Origin of the sequence: Mycobacterium sp. SMC-13 (assembly GCF_045311035.1) — a bacterium.
Lineage (GTDB): Bacteria > Actinomycetota > Actinomycetes > Mycobacteriales > Mycobacteriaceae > Mycobacterium.
On record NZ_JBJIAI010000025.1, the window covers coordinates 59,445 to 79,916 of the forward strand.

Consider the following 20,472-nt stretch of genomic DNA (forward strand, 5'->3'; position numbering starts at 1 on the left):
TTATCCCGACGCGAGCTTGAGGATGTGGCTCATGATGTCGGGGTAGCGCTTCAGGTGGGCGCCGCCGTTGAGGTCGAGCACCTCGCCCGTCATCCATGACGACTGCTCCGAGCACAGGAACAGCACGGCGTTCGCGATGTCCTCGGGCGTACCGGCGCGGCCCAGCGCGGTGTTCTCCACGTACTCGTCGACGACGCCGGGAACCATCGCCGCACCTTCGGTCAGCGGCGTGTGCACGAAGCCCGGGGCGACGGCGTTGACGCGAATTCCCTTAGGGCCCAACTCTAATGCGGCCACCTCGGTGAGCATCGACAGGCCCGCCTTGGCGGCGCTGTAGGCGCTCATACCGATGGCCGGCTGGCGCCCGTTGAGCGACGAGATGCACACCAGTGACCCGCCTTCGCGGAGCTGCCGTCCGGCGTACTTGGTCACGATGAAGGAACCGGTCAGGCAGCAGTCGACGACGGCACGGAAATCTTCGACCGGCGTGTCCACGATGAGCCCGAAGGTCGAGAATCCGGCGCAGCTGACGACGGCGTCGAGCTCGCCGGCCTGCTCGAAGGCGGCGGCGACGGACGCCTCGTCGGTCACCTCGACCGTGACCGCCGTGTGCGGTGTACCGAGTTCGGCGGCGCGGGCCTCGGCGAGTTCGGCTTTCCGGTCGGCAATGGTGACGCGGTAGCCCTGCGCAGCCAGGCCCCGGGCAGTGGCCCAGCCGATACCGGATGCGCCACCGACGATGAGGGCGTTGCGCTGTGTGGTCACTGGTTTCTCCCTGGCGTGATCGACGGCTCGGCAGGCTGCGGCGCCGCGGGTGTGAACAGATTAACAAATTTGTATACACCTGAAATTCGAGTGGTGCTGCGAAATCCGCCTTCGCTCTGTGTCGATTGTGTACTGCGAAGTACAGTTGATGTACTGTTCGGTACATAGATAGGTTCGCGGCGGGCGGCATTCATCGCTTCAGAGGGACGGATTCGTTGACTGTTGAGCTGGCGGTCCAGGCGCGCCGCATGACGACCATCGGACAGGCGGTGGCCAGGTACGGGCTGGTTGTCGGATTGGCGTGGATCGGCCTCGGCAAGTTCGTCAAGATGGAAGCTCACGTGCTGATCGAGCACAGTCCGCTGATGTCGTGGATCTATCAGCTACTCAGTCACCACGCCGTCGCCGCGGCATTGGGCACCGCCGAGATCGCCGCCGCGGCGCTCATCGCGGTCCGCCCACTGTGGCCTCGAGTGTCGGCGGTGGGCAGCGCGATGGCGGTGGTGTTGTTCCTCGGCACGCTGAGCTTCCTGTTCACGACTCCAGGTCTCGTCGCCGGGCACGCCGGTCCGGTGCCGATCCTGGGTGCCTTGCCCGGCCAGTTCCTGTTGAAGGATCTGGTGCTCATCGGGGTGTCCATCTGGACCTTGGGTGATGCGCTCGGCCACGGCACGCCGATCCGGCCACGCTCTTGATCGTAATCTGTTCCGACGCAGCCTAATTCACCGCGCCCGACTGAATGCGGTCAGACATCGAGTTTGCGGCGCCGCGATGGGCAGCCGGCGCGCAGCAGGACAGGCGGCCTGCTGCGCGCCGGTGAACCGGCCGAGCGCCTATTTGGCGTTAGGGCAGGCGATGTCGACGTAGACGGTGTTCAGACCGCCGGGCTCCATCGTCATCATCATGACGTCGGACGCCGTCACCGTGACTTTCAAGCCGGAGATGCTGGCGACCTTGCACTCGGACAGCGGAACATTCGGATGTCCCTCAAGCCAATTGATCGACACGTCGTATCCCGCCGCTTGCAGCTGCTGAACCGCGATACTGGCCGGACCGTCACCGGGTGTGGGCAGGATCTGGGAATTTGCCGCGGCATTCGGCGCGGCGGCGAGGGTCAGCGCGGCGCCGCCGATGACGACGGCCCAGCGGGTGATCTTTCTCAAGCTCAGGGTGTTGGTGGCGTTGCTCATGATGTGCACTCCTCGTTTCGTGGTGGGGCGACAGCCCCTTTCGCCGATTGAGTGTCGGTGCGACGCACCTTCGTTACAGCCGATTTCTGCCGTCGCGTAACGCTCACGTGGTGGCAGCGCACTCAGTTTCGTAATCGTCGGCGGATAGCCCGCCGCGAGGGAGCTGAAGGGGTAACCAATGACCGCGACCAAGATTCGGGACTACACACTGTCAGCGACATCAGAGGCCATGGTGAGTCGAATTGCCGGCCATCTTGCCCGCTACGGCCTTGTCGTCGTGATCGGTTGGATCGGCCTGCTGAAGTTCACTTCGTATGAGGCACAAGGTATTCAGCCGCTCGTTGCGCACAGTCCATTCATGAGTTGGATGTACGACGTCTTCTCCATCTCGACATTCTCGTCCCTGCTGGGTGTGCTCGAAGTCGGCACTGCGGTGTTGCTTGCCGTCAAGCCGTGGTGGCCGAGAGTGTCGGCGGTCGGAAGTCTGATCGCCGTCGGGTTGTTCATCGCGACGATCAGCTTTCTGTTCACTACGCCGGGGATCGGCGAGGTGGCTGCCGGTGGCTTTCCTGCGCTGTCGATGACGGGCCAGTTTCTGATCAAAGACGTTGCATTGCTCGGGATTTCCGCATGGACATTGGCTGACGCGCTGCAGGCGGGGCGGGTGGCGGATCGTGCCTGAACAGTCCTTCGATTCTGGCGGCCTGCGCGCGCTGTTCATCAACTGCACCCTCAAGCGATCGCCTGAGGTGAGCAATACCGAAGGTTTGATCGACATCAGCAGTCGCATCATGGTGGCCAACGGAGTCGAGGTCGAGGTGGTGCGCGCCGTCGACCACGACATCGCCACCGGCGTGTGGCCGGACATGCGGCAGCACGGGTGGGCCACTGATGACTGGCCCGCGATCTTCGGCAAGGTGCTGGCTGCCGACATCTTGGTGCTCGCCGGACCGATTTGGTTGGGCGACAACAGTTCTGTGATGAAGCGCGTACACGAACGGCTCTACGGAGGTTCGCATCTGCTCAATGACGCCGGGCAGTATCTGTACTACGGCCGGGTCGGAGGCTGCCTGATCACCGGCAACGAGGACGGCGTCAAGCATTGTGCGCAGAACGTGCTCTATACGTTGCAGCACATCGGATACACCATTCCGCCGCAGGCCGATGCCGGCTGGATCGGGGAGGCCGGCCCGGGTCCGTCCTACCTCGACCCGGGGTCGGGCGGACCGGAGAACGACTTCACCAACCGAAACACCACGTTCATGACGTGGAATTTGATGCACCTGGCGCGGATGTTGCGCGCCGGCGGCGGCATCCCCGCGTACGGCAATGTGCGGTCCGGGTGGGATGCCGGCTGCCGGTACGACTTCACCAACCCGGAGTATCGCTGAACGACTATGCTCCCGGTCATCATGACCAGGACCGTAGGTGACGAAGACGCCCTCGTCGCCGCTTTGAAACGCGGCGACGAGAGCGCGTTTGCCGAGCTGGTGGACCGCCACACTCCGGCGTTGCTACGGGTAGCGCAAGGTTACGTATCCACTCGCGAGATCGCCGAAGATGTCGTACAGGACACCTGGATCGCCTTGCTCAAGGGGATCGGCTCGTTCGAAGGCAGATCTTCCTTGCGCACTTGGCTTTTCGCGATCCTGATCAATATCGCCAAGAATCGGGGTGTCCGTGAACGCCGGGACGCCGATCTGGCGGTGGTGGCGTTCACCGGAGGAACCGTCGACCCCGCGCGCTTTCGCGGCGCTGACGACCCCTACCCCGGGCACTGGCTGCCGGCCGCCGCTCCGTCGCCATTCCCGGATACCCCCGAGGGTTCTGTCTTGGGTCAGGAACTGATCACCGTCGCGCGGCGGGGACTCGACAAACTGCCCGAACGCCAACGCGTGGTGGTGACAATGCGGGACATGCTGGGGCTGGACTCCGACGAGGTCTGTGAGCTGCTCGAGATCAGCGCAGCCAACCAGCGCGTCCTGCTCCATCGGGGCCGTGCCGCCGTCCGGCAGATACTCGAGGACTATCTGGGGGATACCGCATGACGACCAATCCGATTGACTGCAACGAACTCGTCGAGTTGGTGACGTCTTACCTCGACGGAACCCTCGATCTGGAGGACCGGGCGCGCTTCGACATGCACCTGCTCGACTGCGACGGCTGTGAGAACTACCTACAACAGTTCCGCAGCACCATCGCGACCGTCGGCAAGATCGGTGCCGATGAGCTTGACCCCGGCTTTCGAAGCCGCCTGATCGAGGCGTTTCGGAACTGGCACTGAGGGATCAGGGCAGTACTAGCGAGACCGCACTCGCTTGGTTGGCAGTCCCACGGCGGCCGCCAACGCCGTATCCAGGGCGTGTCGCAAGGGTGCAACATCACCACTGACGTCCGCCATCAGCATGCCGCCCTGGTAGGCCGCCAGGAAAGCGGCGGCAAGCACCACCGGCTCGGTGCCCGGCAGTAGTCCGCCGTTGTCGGCGACCCGCTGCAGGGCGTCGGCTATGACCTGTTCCCATCGGGCGAACCCGGATTTGAGCGTCGCCCGGGCCGGGCCGTCGTCGGAGCGGTCCAGTTCGTAGACCAGCGAGCCGATGGGGCAGCGGATGGGATCGTCAGACGCGGCGTGGGCGCGGATCGCGTCGGCGCACCAGGCCCGCAGATCGGCTGCGGTGTTGACCTCGCCGAACGAGGGCTGGACTGATGACAGCACCCTGTCGACCTGAAACCGCACCACGTCGGATACCAGGTCGGCTTTGTCGGCGAAGAAGTGATAGAGCTGGCTACGGCCCGCGCCGGCGGCGTTACCGATCTCGTCGAGCGTGGTGGCCCGCACGCCCTGTCGGGCGAACAACACGCACGCCGCTTCGAGGATCCGGGCCACGGTCGCACGTCCGCGGTCGGTCGTCGGTTCGGTGATCACCTGTTCAATGTATCAATTGGTCCAATTTCTGTACTTTGTAGTACAGTTATATGAAAGTTGCTGCCGGGCAAGGCCTCAACTGGCTGAGTGGAGGTGCCAGTGGTTCTCGATGTGGGGGACAGGTTTCCCGTCGACGTCGCGGTGGCGTACCCCGGTGGGGATGTGAGCATCGCGCAGTTGATCGCGGCTGGACCTGTTGTGGTGGCCTTTCACCGGTTGTGGTGTCCGTTCTGCCAGCAGGCGGCCCGCGATCTCGAACGCGTCAGCGACCACCTTGCTGCTGCGGGTGCGCGCGTGGTCATCGTCTATCGCGATGACATCGACACCGTGTGTACGTCTTGTGTCGAGCGCGGCCTGACCGTCGACTGCGTCAGTGACCCGCGGCAGGAACTCGAGCGCGCCACCGAAGTGGCGCGATTCTCGGCGGGCCGGTACGCGATGTTCTCGCCGATGCGACTGATTCGTGTGTTGCGCGCGGGCAGTCGCGCGGGCAAACCCACGTCGGACGTTCTGCAGGGACGCGGCACGTTCGTCGTCGGCCGTGACGGGCGCATTGCCTACGCCCACCACGCCGTCACGGCAGCCGACATTCCATCGGTCGACGATATTGTTGCCGCGGTGCGAGCGCTCGCAGTCGATCGGTGATGATCAGGCTGCCCTGCTGATCCAATTGGAGGTCATGGAAAGCTCGGTGATCTGATACTGGCGGGCGACCTGGCCGCAGGATGATGTGCTCGCCGTCAGTGGTGACGGTGGTAATGCCGTGCCGCTCGCGTGCGATTGGCGCAGATGTTCTGGGTGCAGAATTTTCGGCGCGCGTCCTGCGCGACGAAAAGCATACTGCAAGAAGGGTTCTCACAACGGCGCAGCCGCTCTGACGTTGGCCCGACCAGAAAGTCGATGAGGCTGTCAGCGACGAAGGCGACAGCAAGCTGATATGGCTGATCGGTGGGCGCGTGATATTCGATGTCCGATGCCCAGCCGGTGGGGACGCGCACCAACTTCCTGGTCCGTGGGACATCGGCAGCAACGCGATTCACATAGCTCACGGAGCTGTCATTGGGTGGCGTGCCGGCAATTTGTGCGTCGAGGATCTCGCGGATGGCCTGGCGCAATTCGACGGTGGGGCCCATCGGTGGTGGCAACGCAGCGTCGGGCAGGCGATCTTGCTGGAGGTCCCACCACAGGCGGCATGCGGTCTCGTCGGCGAGCAGGTCGGTGGCCGGTGTGGTCACCGTGATGATCGTGTCGGCCAAATCCACCGCCAATGGCTCGCCGGCCACGGGAAATCCGGTGTGCTGCGCGCGCTCCAGTCTCGATGTGGCTGCCACCGAATTAACGGTAGCACTCCGTTGACAACGTTAGCCGCTGTCGCGTAGAACTATAACGGTAAATGACAGCTACTAGCGTTAGGCGGCGTTGTGATGGGACCTGTTGAATTGCTCTCGGGGGCCGATGCCCGACTGGTCGGTCTCGTGTCGACGTTGACGGCGTCGGACCTCGACCTGTCGAGTCCGTGCGCGGGATGGGCGGTGCGGTCGCTGCTGAGCCACACCATCTCCTCGATCGATGCTTTTGCGGCCGCCGTCGATGGCGGCAGCGGGCCGACGGAAGCGGAATTGTTCAGTGGCGCTGATATTTTGGGGTCGGACCCGTTGGCGGTTGCTGAGCAGTCGATCGGCCGTTCCCAACGTGCTTGGGCCACCATCGGTGACTGGCAGCATCCGGTCACCACGGTGCTCGGATCGATGCCGGCGGCCGAGGCGATCAGCATCATCACCTACTCGACGCTCATCCACAGCTGGGATCTTGCGGTCGCCGTGGGACGAACGGTCGAATTCGATGACGCTGAGGCTGCGCTGGCAGAGGGCGTAGGTGCAGCACTTGTGCCCGCTCTACAACCTCAGGGCTTGTTCGGTCCGGGGGTTGAATTGGGTGGCGACGCCAGTCCGACGCAGCGGGTCATCGCCTTCGCCGGCCGCAATCCACTTTGATTCGGCTACCTCACCCGTTCCGCACACATCGGAAGGCGATGTGGCTCATCCCCGTATCGACCGCTTGGGGACGACGGGCCGCCGGTCGGTAGCGCAGGCAGTAACTGTCGGCGCAGAGGAACGACCCGCCCTTGATCACCCGGCGGGCTACCGGCGTCCCCGGTTGGTCAGGGTCGTAACTGTCTGCGGCGCAACAGGGTTGGCTGTCCCGGGTCGCGCCGTAGTAGTCGGTGGTCCACTCCCAGACGTTGCCGGCCATGTCGAACAGGCCGTAGTCGTTCGGCGGAAAGCTGCCCACCGGCGTGGTCTGTCCGTAGCCGGTGTCGGGCAGGTACGGGAATTCGCCGTGCCAGAAGTTGGCCAGCTGTTGCCCGGGCTGCTCGGCTTCGTCGCCCCAGGTGTAGATGGCGCGGTCCAGGCCTCCGCGGGCCGCGACCTCCCACTGCGCCTCGGTGGGCAGGGCCAACCCGGCCCAGTCGGCGTACGCGGCGGCGTCCTCGAACGCCACGTGCACGACGGGGTGCTTCTCGCGGTTCCGCAGCGACGACTTGGGGCCGCGTGGATGGTTCCAGCACGCGCCCGGCGTCCACGTCCACCACTGGCTGAGGTGACGCAGGTCGACGGGGCCCGGGGTGCGGCGGAACACCATGGAGCCGGGTTGCAGGTTCTCCGCCGGAGCGCCCGGATAGTCGGCGGCGTTGAGCGGCCGTTCGGCGACGGTGACGTAGCCGGTGGCTTCGACGAATGCCGCGAAGTCCGCGTTGGTCACCTGATGGGGCTGGATCCAGAAGCCGACGACGGTGACCTCGCGAGCGGGCGCCTCCTCGGGGTAGTGCTCGTCGGAACCCAGCACTGCCGTCTGCCCGGGGATCCAGACCAGACTCACGCGTTCACCCTGCGCTGAGGGTGTGGGCCACTCGCAACTTTGCGCCGTGGGCGCAGAGTCAACTCCGGCCCCTGGTTGACTCTGCGCTCAGGGTGCGTCGCTCTCGCACTTTTACGCCGTTGCCGCAGGGTCAACGCCAGTGGGTGCGGGATCAACGAGGAAACACCTCGGCCCAGTCGGACTGCATGCTGGCGACGGTCCAGCTTTCGGACTCCGCCAACTTCAGTGCCTTCTCGGCGCCAGCGTCGTAGGCGAACTCGCGTTCGGTGTCGTCGTGCCGCACCAGCAGCCGAAAGCCCTTGGTGTACTGCAGCATTTCGATGTCACCGTTGGAATTCCCGGCTGCGAAGATCGGCCGTCGTCCGGTACGGCTCCAGATTCGCACCGGCTTGACCGGACCGTCGTTGAGGAACTCCGGCTGCGCCGTCGTCACCAGATCGCCATCGGCGAACGTGACACCCACTGAGCTGCCCACCACGCGTTCGGGCGGGATGCCGTACATGGCTTCGGTGACGGGCCGCATGAAGTCCCGCCCGCCGCCGGAGACGATGTAGCAGGTGAAACCGTGCGACTCCAGGTAACGCAGCAACTCGGTCATCGGCACATACCCGCACGCGGTATACGGACGGTCCAGCGTGGGGTGCCGGGCCGCGGCGAAGAATGCCGCCACCCGCGCGGCATGCTCCTCGACGGTGATCCCGGAGTGCGCCGAAAGAACGCCCCCGGCAAGCACTTTCAGATCACTGTCATCGCCCTGATAGTGCTTGGTGACGGCGTCGCCGAACCAGGTGAGGTCACCGGCGGCGGCCGCCGCATACGGCTGCCGGTCCGCCAGCGCCGGGTCGGCGGCAGCCTGCTCGGCCAGTCGACGCACCAGGAAATCCAGCTGGATATAGGCCGGCTTCTCGCACCACAGCGTGCCGTCATTGTCGAAGACCGCGATCCGGTCTTGCGGCGCAACGAAATCCGGCCCGTCGGTGGTGACCCTCCCGACGAAGTCGACGATCGCCGACTTCGTCGGGCCGTTGTTCCAGGACTCCAACACCTAATCCGCCGCCAGGAACTCGTGGAGCTTCTCGACGATCTGATCGATGCTGAAGCTGGCCGGTGGGTGCCGGGGCGGGAACTCCTTGAAGGTGTCGAGGAACGCCGCGGCCATCGCCGTCGCATAGAACGCGAAGAAGTCGCGCCGCAGGAACCACTCGTAGTACGTGTTCGACGTGATGTCGGCGTACTCGAACGGATCGGTGCGCAGATTGAACAGCTTGGGGACGCGCAGTGGCGTGAACGGCTCGGCCCAAATCCGCAGGGTGCCCTGGCAGCGCTGTTCGGCGAAGACGATCTTCCAGTTCTCGAAACGCATCGCGACCAGTTCGGCGTCGTCGTTGAAGTAGAAGAAGCCGCGCCGCGGGCTGTGCTCGACCTCGCCCGTCAGATACGGCAGCAAGTTGAACCCGTCGATGTGGACCTTGTACTCGGTCTCGCCGTCGGCTCCGGCCTTGTGGCCCTTCTTGAGCTTCTCGGCGATATCGGGGTCGCCGGCGGCGGCCAGCAGCGTCGGCAGCCAGTCGTGGTGCTGGATGATGTCGTTGGAGACGCTGCCCGCCTTGATCTTTCCGGGCCAGCGGATCATTTCGGGCACCCGGAAGGCGCCCTCCCAGTTGGTGTTCTTCTCGCTGCGGAACGGGGTGGTGCCACCGTCGGGCCAGGTGTTGCGGTGCGGGCCGTTGTCGGTGGAGTAGATGACGATGGTGTCGTCGGCGATGCCCAATTCGTCCAGGACGTCCAGCACTGTGCCGACGTTCTTGTCGTGGTCGATCATCACGTCGTGGTACTCGGACTGCCACAACCCGGCTTGTCCGCGGCTCTCCGGCTTCACGTGCGTGTACAGGTGCATGTGGGTGAAGTTGCACCACACGAAGAACGGGTTGCCCGCCTCGTGCTGACGCTTGATGTAGTCGACGGTGCGGTCGGCGATGTCGTCGTCGATGGTCTCCATCCGCTTGGCGGTCAGCGGGCCGGTGTCCTCGATGGTCTGCTTGCCGACCGGGCCGAACTTCGGGTCGTCGGGCTCGGTCGAGACCTCGATGGTGGCCCTGCAATTCATCACGCCGCGCGGCAATGCCTTCTCGTAGAGCATCGGGAACTGATCCTTGTGCGGATAGTCGAACTGCTCGGGTTCCTCTTCGGCGTTGAGGTGGTAGAGGTTGCCGTAGAACTCGTCGAACCCGTGCACGGTCGGCAGGTACTTGTTCAGGTCACCGAAGTGGTTTTTGCCGAACTGGCCGGTGGCGTAGCCCATGGGCTTCAGAAGTTCGGCGATTGTCGGATCCTCTGCGGCCCAACCGATGTCGACGCCCGGCACACCGACTTTGCTCATCCCGGTGCGGTACACGCTCTGCCCGCTGATGAACGCCGCCCGGCCCGCGGTGCAGCTTTGCTCACCGTAGGAGTCGGTGAAGCGCATGCCCTCTGCGGCGATCCGGTCGATATTCGGGGTGCGGTAGCCCATGAGGCCGTCGCTGTAACAACTCAGGTTGCTGATCCCAATATCGTCGCCCCAGATCACCAGGATGTTGGGTTTGCCGTCGGGCATGACAGAGCTCCTCGGTCGAAACGGATTTTCCTGTGCCCGTTCGACCCTACGGGTGGGTCACGGATTCCGGCGGCCGTTCGGTAGGTCGGGGAAATCGGTACTGGTCAACGGGCGGCCGGAGGCGCACGCTTACTTAGGGAAGGTGATCGACATGTACGACAAGGATCTGACCAACAAGTGGCACGTCGAGATCGAGTTCTTCGAGGACGATGTCCACACCCACGCCTCCGCACACGCCCGGCTGCGGGACGACACCCTCACCACGACGGGGGATGCCTACCGCAATCCCAAAGACCCGAGTGCGCCGCTCGTCGGCGAGGAGATCGCGGCCGCCCGCGCGCTCATCGCGCTCGGCACCGATCTGCTCATGGCCGCGTCGGCGAACATCGAGAAATCAACGCAGCACCCGGTGCACCTCTACCGCTGAAATCGGTAGAGGCACACGGGCGTACAACTACTTCGTGGCTTCGGCCGCTTCCATCTGGCGGAAGAGGTCGACGTAGTACGGCATGCATTCCTTCATGGCCTGCTCGGTGTTGAACAGCGGCTCGTAGCCGAGGTCGCGCTTGGCCTTGGCGATCGAGAAGTAGTTGTTCAGGTAGAGGCGCTCGACCGCCAGCGGCTCGATCAGCGGCTCGGGCAGGGCGAACCGGAAATGCAGCCACTGCCAGGCCATCATCACGCGGTGCACGAGCTTGCCGGAGACGTAGAAGGTGGGCAGCTTGCGGCCGCACGCGACGATGACGGGCCGGGCGAACTCGAACATGTTGAGCGGTTCGCCGTCGTTGATGAAGTAGGCCTGCCCGGGTGCGGTACCGCCGGGCACCAGGTGCTCGCCCGCCAGGATGAAACCGTGGATCAGGTTGTGCACGTAGGAGTTGTCCAGCTTGATGTTCTTGTTGCCCACCAGCACCTTGACGTGGCCGGCGAGGATGTTCTCGAACACCTTGCGGAACATGGTCTGGTCGCCGCGGCCCCAGATGCCGCTGGGCCGGATGGAACAGGTGAGCATGCCGTCGACGCCGTTCTGTGACAGCACGAACTTCTCGGCGGCGACCTTGGTCTCGGTGTACAGGTCGTTGAAGCGGGCGGTGTACGGCATGGTCTCGTCGCCGTTCTGGATGTCCTGCCCGCCCATGACCACGCTGTTCGACGCGGTGTAGACGAAGCGCTTGACACCCGCGGCCCGGCCCAGCTTCACCAGGTTCTCGGTGCCGCCGACATTCACGCCGAAGCTGCGGTTGCGGTACTCGTCGGTGACGGACGCGCCGCCCATCAGGTCGATGATCGCCGCGGTGTGGATGATCGTGTCGATGCCCTGGACTGCGGCGTCGACGTCGTCAACGTTCGTGATGTCGCCGACCAGCGTCTCCAGGTTCGGGTTGGCCGGCAGCGGCGACGGCGCCCGGTCGAACGACCGGACGTGGTGGCCACGGCCGAGCAGTTCGGTCACCAGGTTGGCGCCGACGAAGCCAGACCCGCCGGTTACCAACACACGGCCGAGGTCTGTGGTCAGGGAAGCATCACGCATGGTGCAGGAGCATAACTGAAACGTGTTCCAGTTAACAGAGTGCGGGAGAAATTACCGCACTGATCAATTTTCGTCTTCGGCGCCGGAGGCGAGCGCGTCCTCGACTTTCTTGCGGGCGCCGGCCAGGTGCTCTTCGCAACGTTTTGCCAGTTGTTCGCCCCTTTCCCAGAGCTGCAGCGAGGTGTCGAGGTCGAGCCCGCCCGCTTCCAGTTTGCGGACGACCTCGATCAGTTCGTCGCGGGCAGCTTCGTAGCCGAGCTGACTAATGTTCGTCATATATTCCTTCGCTCACGGTCGTGACGGCGCCGTCGGCCACCCGGATTCGGAGTCTGGTTCCCGCCGGGGCATCCTGCGCCGACCGCAGGACCGCACCGCCGGCTGACAGGTTCTGCACCACGGCATACCCGCGGGCCAGGGTCGCAGCCGGCCCGAGCGTGGCCAGCCGGGCCGACAGGTGCCCGACATGGTCGGTCTCGGTGGCGATGAGCCGCCGGATGTCGCGGCGCGCGGCCGTCACCGCCCGGGTGATCTCCGCGGCGTGGGCGTCCAGCGTCTGCAGCGGCTGCGCCAGCACCGGGCGGCCGCGCAGCTGACCGATGAAGCGCTCCTCGCGGTGCACCCAGTTGCGCAGGGCCTGCGCGCTGCGCCGCCGCAGGTCGGTCACCAGCGCCTGCTCGGCGGCGGCGTCGGGGACGACGCGTTTGGCCGCGTCGGTCGGCGTGGCCGCCCGCAGGTCGGCGACCAGGTCGCACAGCGGGTTGTCCGGTTCGTGCCCGACGGCGCTCACCACCGGCGTGGTGCAGGCCGCGATCTCGCGGCACAGCGTCTCGTCGGAAAACGGCAGCAGGTCCTCGACGCTGCCGCCGCCGCGCGCGATCACGATGACGTCGACGTGCGGCGCGGCGTCCAGCGCACGCAGGGCCTCGACGATCTGCGGCACTGCGTTGGTGCCCTGCACCGCCGTGTTGCGGATGTCGAAGTGGACTGCGGGCCAACGGCTTTGGGCGACGGTGACGACGTCGTGCTCGGCCGCCGAGGCGCGCCCGGTGATCAGGCCAATGGTGTTGGGCAGGAACGGAATCGGGCGCTTGAGTCGCGGGTCGAACAGGCCCTCGGCATCCAGCAGGCGGCGCAGCCGATCGATGCGGGCCAGCAGCTCACCGATGCCGACGGCGCGAATCTGGCTGATGCGCAACGAGAATGAGCCGTTGCGGGTGTAGAACTGCGGCTTGCCCAGCATGATCACCTGGGTGCCCTCCGACAGGGCGACCGGGGCGTCATCGACGAGGGCGCGCGGGCAACTGACTGACAGCGACATGTCCGCGGCCGGGTCGCGCAGCACCATCCACGCCGTCGACTGACGCAGCTTCAGCTCGGTGAGCTGGCCCTCGATCCATATGGTGCCGAGCCGGTCGATGTACTTGGCCACCCGGGTGGACACTGCCCGGACCGGCCAGGGATTTTCGGCCGAGTTCGGGATCTCGGCAGACGTCACCGCATCACTTCGCGGTCGCGCGGGTGATCCTGTTGGCCAGCAGCGTCTGGAACGGCGCGCGGGACTTCGTGTTGTTCTCGTAGGTCAGCAGCGCCTCGAGGTCGTCCACCTTGAGCTGGGGGAGCCGGGCGCGCAGCTGGGCCAGAGTCAGCTCTGCATAGTCCAGCTCTTCGACGATCGCCGGGGTCGCGACACTCGCGCCATTGGCGGCCGCACCGTTCGTCGCCGGCTTCGGAGCCTCGGCGGCGCCCGTGCTGTACAGCGCGAACCGGCCTTCCGTCAGTCGGGCGCCGTCGGGCTGCTCGGAGGCGGGGCCGGCGGGATCGTCAGCACCCGGCTCGAGCAGATCTTCGTCGAATGTGGCCCATTCCGGCTGCTCGTCCTTGGGCGGGAACCACTGCTCCAGGGTCTCGTCGCCCTTGTTGACCAGTTCGGCCAGGTCCTGCTGCATTTTCATGACCAGCTGGGCGAGCTGACTGGCCAGCGTCATCGGGTAGGTCAGGATGGTGTGGGGGAGCCGAATGGTCTCCTCGAGCGCGGTCGCCGCCGCGCCGACCAGCAGCCGGACTCCGTAGGGCGCAGTAGACATGCCTGCCAGAGTACGGCTGGCTGTGGCCCTGCGGTGATCAGTACCCTTGTGCTATGCCACCGACCATCAATATGGGCATTCCCGGCGCCACCGTTTCGGTCGCCGGAGAAGCTATGAGCAAAACCGGCAAGCGCGTGCTGCTCGCCGAGCCGCGTGGCTACTGCGCCGGCGTGGACCGCGCCGTCGAGACCGTGGAGCGCGCGCTGGAGAAGCACGGCGCTCCCGTGTACGTGCGCCACGAGATCGTGCACAACCGCTACGTGGTGGACACGCTGGCCAAGGCCGGTGCGGTGTTCGTCGAACAGACCGAAGAGGTGCCCGAGGGTGCCATCGTGGTGTTCTCCGCCCACGGCGTCGCGCCGACGGTGCACGAGGAGGCCGCCGCCCGCAATCTGCGGACCATCGACGCCACCTGCCCGCTGGTCACCAAGGTGCACAACGAGGCCAAGCGCTTCGCCCGCGACGACTACGACATCCTCCTGGTCGGCCATGAGGGCCACGAAGAGGTCGTCGGCACCGCCGGCGAGGCGCCCGAGCACGTGCAGGTCGTCGACAACCCGGACGCCGTCGACAAGGTGACCGTCCGCGACCCGAACAAGGTCATCTGGCTGTCCCAGACCACGCTGAGCGTCGACGAGACCATGGAGACCGTCCGACGGCTGCGGGAGAAGTTCCCGACGCTGCAGGACCCGCCCAGCGACGACATCTGCTACGCCACCCAGAACCGCCAGGTCGCGGTCAAGGCGATGGCTCCCGAGTGCGAACTCGTGATCGTCGTCGGCTCACGGAACTCGTCCAACTCGGTTCGTCTGGTCGAGGTGGCCCTGAACGCCGGCTCCAACGCCGCGAAGCTCGTCGACTACGCCGAGGACATCGACCCGGGCTGGCTCGAGGGTGTCACGACCGTCGGCGTCACCTCAGGCGCGTCGGTACCGGAAATCCTGGTGCGCGGCGTGCTCGAGCGCCTCGCGGAATTCGGCTACGACACCGTCCAGCCGGTCACCACTGCCAACGAGACGCTGGTGTTCGCGCTGCCGCGCGAGATTCGTCCCGCCCGGCACTAGTTCTTCGAACGCAGACGCGGTCGGTCAGTCCCAGTTGTGGGGCTGACGCGGCCGGCGTTCGCGGGGCTCTGCTGCCGCATCGTCGTCGGCACCGCGGTACCGCACCCGGGAGACCGGGTGATGGGCGCCGCTGGGCGGCGCGCTGCGCGACGGACGGGCCGGGGACTGGTAGCGGTCACCGGGCTCGTACGGATCGTCGGCGTAGCGACGACGACGCGGCTCGGCCGGGCGCTGCGGCCGCTCGTAGCGGTCGCGCTCCCGCGGCTCCCGGTAGTCATAGCGCTCCTGCGCGGCGCGGCGCGGCTCGCCGGCCGGACGCGGACGGCGCCGGGGCTCGTCGGGCACCGCATACGAGTCGGTGGCGGCAGGACGGGGACGAGCCGGCCGGGGCCGACGCATCTGTCCGGGCACCGGTTCGATCAGCTCGGTGTCGCCGGCCTGCGCCCGGGCCCGCGATGGCCGCGGCGCGCGCTGCGGATCGGCGCCGCTGCGGCGCGACGACTCCGCCGCCGACCGGCGCGACGGGGTGGCGCGGGTGCGGGAGCTCCGGGGCGTCTGGCCGGTGGTCAGCTTGGTGAGCTTGGCCGACAGCGTCGCGGCGAGACCGACGGGTGCGACGTCTTCGTCGTCGGCCTGACGGCGGCTGCGGCGCGGCGGCTTGGGCTCGGCGACCGCCTCCTCCGCGTCGTCCTCCGTGTAGGTCAGGAACTGCGGTAGGACGAACCAGCGGATCAGGCCGAGGATCAGAACCGTCGCCGCGGTGAAGAACATCGTCGGAAAACGCTCGATCAGCGGATACCCGCAATTGATCAGGAGGTCCTTGATGCCGGCGATCTTGTCGCTGTGGAACATGAAGTACGCGCCCGGCACGGCGACGAAAAGGATCAGCGGGGGCTGGATGACCGCGGTGAAAATCCCGGACCGCCGCACGCCGAGCACAGCGAGTACACAGCCGGCCACGTAGCAGAAAGTGAAGAATGCGCTGAGTTCTTTGTCACCGGTGCCGGCGTCGTAGGCGAAGCCGATCGCGGTGGCTGTGACCGCCAGCACAATGGCTCCCCACCAGGGGATTCCCGGGATGCTGGGCAGCGCCGAGCGGCGATCGAGGGCGGCTTCGGGCCCATGATGCTCTGCTGACACTCCTAGACCGTACCGGCAATCTGGGCCGCTGTGCCTGCAGGCGGGCGTTGGGACGGTGTGGCGTCTCTTAAACTAATGAACTCGTGGGTCTGAACCTGGGAATCGTCGGTCTGCCGAACGTCGGGAAGTCGACGTTGTTCAACGCGTTGACACGTAATGACGTGCTCGCGGCTAATTATCCGTTCGCAACGATCGAACCCAACGAGGGCGTCGTGCCGTTGCCCGACCCGCGGCTCGACAAGCTCGCCGAGATCTTCGGTTCCGAGAAGACCGTCCCGGCGCCCGTGACGTTCGTGGACATCGCCGGCATCGTCAAGGGTGCATCCGAAGGCGCGGGCCTGGGCAACAAGTTCCTGGCCAACATCCGCGAGGCCGACGCCATCTGTCAGGTGGTGCGTGCCTTCGCCGACGACGACGTCGTGCACGTCGACGGCCGCGTCGACCCCAAGTCCGACATCGAGGTCATCGAGACCGAGCTGATCCTCGCCGACATGCAGACGCTCGAGAAGGCGCTGCCGCGGCTGGAGAAGGAAGCCCGCACCAACAAGGACCGCAAGCCGGTTCTGGACGCAGTGGTCGCCGCCCAGGCGATCTTCAACGAGGGCAAGACGCTGTTCTCCACCGGCCAGGACTGGTCGATCCTGCGCGAGCTGAACCTGATGACCGTCAAGCCGTTCCTGTACGTCTTCAACGCCGACGAGTCGGTGCTGACCGACGAGGCCCGCAAGGCCGAGCTGACCGCGATGGTCGCGCCGGCCGAGGCCGTGTTCCTCGACGCCAAGATCGAGGCCGAGCTGCTGGAGCTCGACGACGAGTCCGCCGCCGAGCTGCTCGAGTCGATCGGCCAGACCGAGCGTGGCCTGGATGCGTTGGCGCGCGCCGGTTTTCGGACGCTGAAGTTGCAGACCTACCTGACCGCGGGCCCCAAGGAGTCGCGGGCGTGGACCATCCACCAGGGTGACACCGCGCCTAAGGCGGCCGGCGTCATCCACACCGACTTCGAGAAGGGCTTCATCAAGGCCGAGATCGTCGCCTTCGACGACCTGGTCGAAGCCGGCTCCATGGCTGCTGCCAAAGCCGCCGGCAAGGTCCGGATGGAAGGCAAGGACTACGTCATGGTTGACGGGGATGTCGTGGAGTTCCGGTTTAACGTCTAAGCCTCGGCCAAACAAGTAGCGTGTCTGACCGAGGAGGTGGCGAATGAACGAGAAGAAGGTTCGATCGTCGGCGGGCACCTCGGTACATCGTATTGAACTAGCAGACGGCCAGTTGCCCGATATGGCTTGCGGCGTCAACGGAGTGGCGCAGCAGAAATGGTTTCGGCCCACTCATATCGATGTGGAGTTCGACCCGCATGGCGTAGTAGAAACGCGCATCTACGGACCACAGGTCAAGCAGAACGGCTCCCTCGGAGAGCGCGAGTTGGACCATCGTTGGCGTCGGTCGTGACTTCCTTCGACCTGGCCGGACTGGGCGTACGAGACTTGCTCAGGCTTGAAGTTGCCGCCATTGCGGAATTGCGAGCACGGGGTCTAGTCCGAACGAACAACAAGCCCCTCGCCGATATCGCCGAGCAGGTCGTCTTGCGTGCGAGAGGTGGCGTCTTGGAACGCAACTCCACAAAGTCACACGACATCACGACCGCTAGCGGTCAACGGATTCAGGTCAAGGCGATGGGCGACCGATCAGCGGGTACCGCTGCGAAGTTCAGCCCATTCAGAAGCAGCGATTTCCACAGTGCGATTTTTCTGGTGTTCGACGGCGAGTGCGATCTGACTGAAGCCTACGAAATTCCTGCTGGTTCGGTGAATGATCACGTTCGTTTCGTGCCTCACGTGAATGGTCGGCAGCCCACGTTGCGCCAAGTCCGGGCTCTTGGAACCGATGTCGTAGATGAAATGCGCGCGGCCTACTCCGGGCTGGATGGGGACGCGGTCGAATTTCGTTTTCAAACAACGTCTGGTGTGCCATCTACCGCATTTTGGACACTGTTATCCGCCGGTCATCATGTTGCCGCCCGCACCTCCAAGCGCCCCGATGGCGATCTGTGACGCGGTCCCGCCAAGCCAGAGTGCAGCCTGCTTGAAGCGGCTCCGCTCCTGCTCCGGGCGCGCGTCATCGTCGGCAGCGGCCTCCAAGGCTGCGATCAGCCTTTCGAGCTGCGTCTCGGGTGACGGCCATTGTCCAGCGACCCGCAGGGCAGCGCTCGTAGGCGTTCCGACCATTAGCAGTCCGGCACCCCACGATCCTTTGCCTTGCTCGAAATACGGCTCGGTATACAGGGCGCGCAATGCGCGCTGAACCGTGTCGTGATCGAACCCAGTTCGGGCTTCGATTGGGTCAAGTCCACCCACGTGGTGTACGACGTCGTCGTGTGATTCTTCGATGTGATGGTTTAGGCGGTCAGGGCCGCGGTGGTGGCCTCCTGTTCTGCCGGGGTGTCGTTGACGGTGCGTGATTTGCTCAGGACGTCGAGGCCGAGGTAGCGGCGGGACTCGGCCCATTCGTCGTGTTGTTCGGCCAGCACGGCCCCGACGAGTCGGATGAGGGCGTCGCGGTTGGGGAAGATGCCGACGACGTCGGTGCGTCGTCGGATCTCCTTGTTGAGCCGTTCCTGGGGGTTGTTCGACCAGATCTGGCGCCAGATCTGTTTGGGGAACGCAGTGAACGCCAGCAGGTCCGGTCGGGCGGCCTCCAGGTGGTCGGCCACCTTGGGAAGTTTGTCGGCCAGGGCGTCGATGATCCGGTCATATTGGGCTGCAACCGATTCTGCGTCGGGTTGGTCGAATACCGAATGCAGCAGGGTGCGTACCCAAGGCCAGGATGCTTTCGGGGTGAGGGCCATCAGATTGGTCGTGTAATGCGTTCTGCAGCGCTGCCACGTGGCGCCGGGCAGGGTGGCGCCGATCGCGGCCACCAGGCCCGCGTGGGCGTCGGAGGTCACCAGCTTCACACCTGAGAGTCCGCGGGCGGTCAGCGACCGCCAGAAGGTCAGCCAGCCGGCGCCGTCCTCGGCGGTGGTGACGTCGATACCCAGGATCTCGCGGTAGCCCTCGGCATTGACTCCGACGGCGATCAGGGCGTGCACGTTGACCACGCGGCCACCCTCGCGGACCTTGAGTACCAGGGCGTCGGCGGCCACGAACGTGTAGGGGCCGGCATCCAGAGGGCGGGTGCGGAACGCCTCCACAGCGGTGTCGAGTTCCTTGGCCATCACGCTGACCTGAGACTTCGACAGCGCCGTGATGCCCAACGTTTCGACGAGCTTGTCCATCCGCCGTGTCGAGACCCCGAGCAGATAACAGGTCGCAACCACGGTCGTCAGGGCCCGCTCGGCGCGTTTGCGGCGTTCCAGTAGCCAGTCCGGGAAGTACGAACCCTGCCGTAGCTTGGGAATTGCGAGATCTAATGTTCCTGCACGGGTGTCGAATTCGCGGCGACGGTAGCCGTTGCGCTGGTTGGTCCGATCGGTGCTGCGTTCGCCGTATCCGGCGCCGCACAGGGCGTCGGCCTCGGCACCCATCAGGGTGTGGATGAACGTGGCGAGCAGCTCGCGCAGCACGTCGGGATGTGTGGTGGTGAGTCGTTCGGCCAGCACAGTCGGCAGGTCGATATTCTGGGCAACGGTCATCGCGTGGTTCCTTTGCTCGAGTGACTTTGACGGGTCCCTCGAAGAATCACGCGATGACCTTCAATCAGTCGGCTACGACACGCCGGTACCGCTAATCAGGTCCGACTCATACACCACTCTGCTGGACGCAACCTTCGATTGCACTGACCCTCGGTCCCCGACCGTTTTCCTCGTACAGTTCGACCGCTGCCTTCAGTACAGGCAGGTCGCGCGACGCCCACGTGTCTGGCATGTGTCAGCCGACCTTGCGCCATTCCTGGCAGTTGGACGATGTGAATCCGCCGTCTGTGCGCAAGATCGTCACCGTTACCGGCCCGCTCTCTACACCTTCTGCGATTGTCGAACCACGACTTCCGCTCATATCACGGGTGCGTCCCCAGACACAGAGCTGCCCGGGGGCGGGGGGTTGCGACACATACGTTCCTGGCCGGACAGACCCGCCGACGGGAAACTGCCCGTTACCCGGAATAGTGTCGGCGGTCGGATGAGGTGCCAGAGATGGATCGAACGCCGCGACTTCTGGGCAGAGGTTGTCGAGGGCAGCCTTGTAGACGATCCGGGCCGACTCCTCGCTGAGCTGTTTGTCGTCTGTCAGCGGTCACGTATTTCCCCAGGTTTGAGGGGTTGTCCGTCACGTAATTCCCCACCCTGGCTGTCACGTAATT

At 65.3% G+C, this 20,472-nt stretch carries 25 protein-coding genes; 12 read left to right on the plus strand and 13 right to left on the minus strand.

Going from position 1 to position 20,472, the window contains the following annotated elements; genetic code table 11:
• Complete coding sequence (locus ACJH6I_RS26430; protein ID WP_064860366.1) at window positions 1-765, minus strand: SDR family NAD(P)-dependent oxidoreductase; 765 nt, start codon at window positions 763-765, stop codon at window positions 1-3.
• A 248-nt stretch (window positions 766-1,013) separates the two neighbouring features.
• Between ACJH6I_RS26430 and ACJH6I_RS26435 the strand changes: the two genes are divergently transcribed.
• Window positions 1,014-1,460, plus strand: a complete 447-nt coding sequence (locus ACJH6I_RS26435; RefSeq protein WP_138248192.1) for a DUF417 family protein — start codon at window positions 1,014-1,016, stop codon at window positions 1,458-1,460.
• Window positions 1,461-1,598: 138 nt separating this feature from the next.
• Here ACJH6I_RS26435 and ACJH6I_RS26440 read toward each other — a convergent pair whose 3' ends face one another.
• Window positions 1,599-1,955: a hypothetical protein gene (locus tag ACJH6I_RS26440; RefSeq protein ID WP_131808826.1), complete on the minus strand. Its 357-nt coding sequence runs from the start codon at window positions 1,953-1,955 to the stop codon at window positions 1,599-1,601.
• A gap of 229 nt (window positions 1,956-2,184) precedes the next feature.
• On the opposite strand from ACJH6I_RS26440, the gene ACJH6I_RS26445 reads away from it, so the two are divergent.
• Genes ACJH6I_RS26445 through ACJH6I_RS26460 form a run of 4 tightly spaced genes read left to right on the plus strand, consistent with a single transcriptional unit; the run spans window position 2,185 to window position 4,239 of the window.
• Window positions 2,185-2,637: a YkgB family protein gene (locus ACJH6I_RS26445; RefSeq protein ID WP_082934868.1), complete on the plus strand. Its 453-nt coding sequence runs from the start codon at window positions 2,185-2,187 to the stop codon at window positions 2,635-2,637.
• Window positions 2,630-3,346: a flavodoxin family protein gene (locus ACJH6I_RS26450; protein ID WP_064860370.1), complete on the plus strand. Its 717-nt coding sequence runs from the start codon at window positions 2,630-2,632 to the stop codon at window positions 3,344-3,346. Before ACJH6I_RS26445 ends, ACJH6I_RS26450 begins: the two co-directional genes overlap by 8 nt.
• Before the next feature lie 21 nt (window positions 3,347-3,367).
• On the plus strand, window positions 3,368-4,003 hold the full coding sequence (locus ACJH6I_RS26455) for an RNA polymerase sigma factor (RefSeq protein WP_064860392.1): 636 nt from the start codon (window positions 3,368-3,370) through the stop codon (window positions 4,001-4,003).
• Window positions 4,000-4,239 (plus strand): anti-sigma factor, encoded by a 240-nt coding sequence (locus ACJH6I_RS26460; RefSeq protein ID WP_082934863.1) that lies wholly within the window; start codon window positions 4,000-4,002, stop codon window positions 4,237-4,239. Before ACJH6I_RS26455 ends, ACJH6I_RS26460 begins: the two co-directional genes overlap by 4 nt.
• Window positions 4,240-4,254: 15 nt before the next feature.
• On the opposite strand, the gene ACJH6I_RS26465 is transcribed toward ACJH6I_RS26460, so the two are convergent.
• Entirely contained in the window at window positions 4,255-4,881 is a 627-nt protein-coding gene (locus tag ACJH6I_RS26465) for a TetR/AcrR family transcriptional regulator (protein WP_082934864.1), read from the minus strand.
• A gap of 99 nt (window positions 4,882-4,980) precedes the next feature.
• Here ACJH6I_RS26465 and ACJH6I_RS26470 point away from each other — a divergent pair, with 99 nt between their 5' ends.
• Entirely contained in the window at window positions 4,981-5,526 is a 546-nt protein-coding gene (locus ACJH6I_RS26470; RefSeq protein WP_163692740.1) for a redoxin domain-containing protein, read from the plus strand.
• A gap of 95 nt (window positions 5,527-5,621) precedes the next feature.
• Here the strand turns inward: ACJH6I_RS26470 and ACJH6I_RS26475 are convergent, their stop codons facing one another.
• Window positions 5,622-6,212, minus strand: a complete 591-nt coding sequence (locus ACJH6I_RS26475) for an ABATE domain-containing protein (protein WP_082934866.1) — start codon at window positions 6,210-6,212, stop codon at window positions 5,622-5,624.
• Window positions 6,213-6,305: 93 nt separating this feature from the next.
• On the opposite strand from ACJH6I_RS26475, the gene ACJH6I_RS26480 reads away from it, so the two are divergent.
• On the plus strand, window positions 6,306-6,875 hold the full coding sequence (locus ACJH6I_RS26480; RefSeq protein WP_061003291.1) for a TIGR03086 family metal-binding protein: 570 nt from the start codon (window positions 6,306-6,308) through the stop codon (window positions 6,873-6,875).
• 10 nt (window positions 6,876-6,885) lie between these two features.
• On the opposite strand, the gene ACJH6I_RS26485 is transcribed toward ACJH6I_RS26480, so the two are convergent.
• The 3 genes from ACJH6I_RS26485 to ACJH6I_RS26495 form a co-directional block, all read right to left on the minus strand.
• Window positions 6,886-7,761: a formylglycine-generating enzyme family protein gene (locus ACJH6I_RS26485; protein WP_406784778.1), complete on the minus strand. Its 876-nt coding sequence runs from the start codon at window positions 7,759-7,761 to the stop codon at window positions 6,886-6,888.
• Between the two features lie 151 nt (window positions 7,762-7,912).
• Complete coding sequence (locus tag ACJH6I_RS26490) at window positions 7,913-8,806, minus strand: HAD family hydrolase (RefSeq protein ID WP_406784779.1); 894 nt, start codon at window positions 8,804-8,806, stop codon at window positions 7,913-7,915.
• Complete coding sequence (locus ACJH6I_RS26495; RefSeq protein ID WP_406784780.1) at window positions 8,807-10,357, minus strand: arylsulfatase; 1,551 nt, start codon at window positions 10,355-10,357, stop codon at window positions 8,807-8,809.
• A gap of 151 nt (window positions 10,358-10,508) precedes the next feature.
• Here ACJH6I_RS26495 and ACJH6I_RS26500 point away from each other — a divergent pair, with 151 nt between their 5' ends.
• Window positions 10,509-10,784, plus strand: coding sequence for a dsRBD fold-containing protein (locus ACJH6I_RS26500; protein WP_029104721.1), 276 nt, complete (start codon window positions 10,509-10,511; stop codon window positions 10,782-10,784).
• Window positions 10,785-10,811: 27 nt separating this feature from the next.
• Here the strand turns inward: ACJH6I_RS26500 and ACJH6I_RS26505 are convergent, their stop codons facing one another.
• From ACJH6I_RS26505 to ACJH6I_RS26520, 4 genes are all read right to left on the minus strand, one after another.
• Window positions 10,812-11,888 carry an NAD-dependent epimerase/dehydratase family protein gene (locus ACJH6I_RS26505; protein ID WP_073696223.1) on the minus strand — a complete coding sequence of 359 codons (1,077 nt, stop codon included), beginning with the start codon at window positions 11,886-11,888 and terminating at the stop codon, window positions 10,812-10,814.
• Window positions 11,889-11,951: 63 nt separating this feature from the next.
• Complete coding sequence (locus tag ACJH6I_RS26510; RefSeq protein ID WP_138248186.1) at window positions 11,952-12,164, minus strand: exodeoxyribonuclease VII small subunit; 213 nt, start codon at window positions 12,162-12,164, stop codon at window positions 11,952-11,954.
• The gene (xseA, locus tag ACJH6I_RS26515) at window positions 12,151-13,383 is read right to left on the minus strand and encodes an exodeoxyribonuclease VII large subunit (RefSeq protein ID WP_406784781.1); all 1,233 of its coding nucleotides are present in this window, start codon (window positions 13,381-13,383) and stop codon (window positions 12,151-12,153) included. Before xseA ends, ACJH6I_RS26510 begins: the two co-directional genes overlap by 14 nt.
• A 4-nt stretch (window positions 13,384-13,387) precedes the next feature.
• A complete protein-coding gene (locus ACJH6I_RS26520; protein WP_406784782.1) occupies window positions 13,388-13,972 on the minus strand; it encodes a lipid droplet-associated protein in 585 nt (194 codons plus the stop codon).
• Between the two features lie 53 nt (window positions 13,973-14,025).
• Here ACJH6I_RS26520 and ACJH6I_RS26525 point away from each other — a divergent pair, with 53 nt between their 5' ends.
• A complete protein-coding gene (locus ACJH6I_RS26525) occupies window positions 14,026-15,036 on the plus strand; it encodes a 4-hydroxy-3-methylbut-2-enyl diphosphate reductase (RefSeq protein ID WP_073696220.1) in 1,011 nt (336 codons plus the stop codon).
• A gap of 24 nt (window positions 15,037-15,060) precedes the next feature.
• On the opposite strand, the gene ACJH6I_RS26530 is transcribed toward ACJH6I_RS26525, so the two are convergent.
• Entirely contained in the window at window positions 15,061-16,176 is a 1,116-nt protein-coding gene (locus ACJH6I_RS26530) for a DUF6542 domain-containing protein (protein WP_406784783.1), read from the minus strand.
• An 83-nt stretch (window positions 16,177-16,259) separates the two neighbouring features.
• Here ACJH6I_RS26530 and ychF point away from each other — a divergent pair, with 83 nt between their 5' ends.
• From ychF to ACJH6I_RS26545, 3 genes are read left to right on the plus strand one after another with little or no spacing between them, the layout of a single operon-like run.
• Window positions 16,260-17,333 carry a redox-regulated ATPase YchF gene (ychF, locus tag ACJH6I_RS26535; RefSeq protein ID WP_020099238.1) on the plus strand — a complete coding sequence of 358 codons (1,074 nt, stop codon included), beginning with the start codon at window positions 16,260-16,262 and terminating at the stop codon, window positions 17,331-17,333.
• Window positions 17,334-17,376: 43 nt separating this feature from the next.
• Window positions 17,377-17,625, plus strand: coding sequence for a hypothetical protein (locus ACJH6I_RS26540; RefSeq protein ID WP_406784784.1), 249 nt, complete (start codon window positions 17,377-17,379; stop codon window positions 17,623-17,625).
• Entirely contained in the window at window positions 17,622-18,227 is a 606-nt protein-coding gene (locus tag ACJH6I_RS26545) for a DUF6998 domain-containing protein (protein ID WP_406784785.1), read from the plus strand. The genes ACJH6I_RS26540 and ACJH6I_RS26545 overlap by 4 nt, the downstream gene beginning before the upstream one ends.
• A gap of 344 nt (window positions 18,228-18,571) precedes the next feature.
• On the opposite strand, the gene ACJH6I_RS26550 is transcribed toward ACJH6I_RS26545, so the two are convergent.
• Window positions 18,572-19,807, minus strand: a complete 1,236-nt coding sequence (locus tag ACJH6I_RS26550; protein ID WP_213020305.1) for an IS256 family transposase — start codon at window positions 19,805-19,807, stop codon at window positions 18,572-18,574.
• Window positions 19,808-20,472 lie beyond the last annotated feature (665 nt).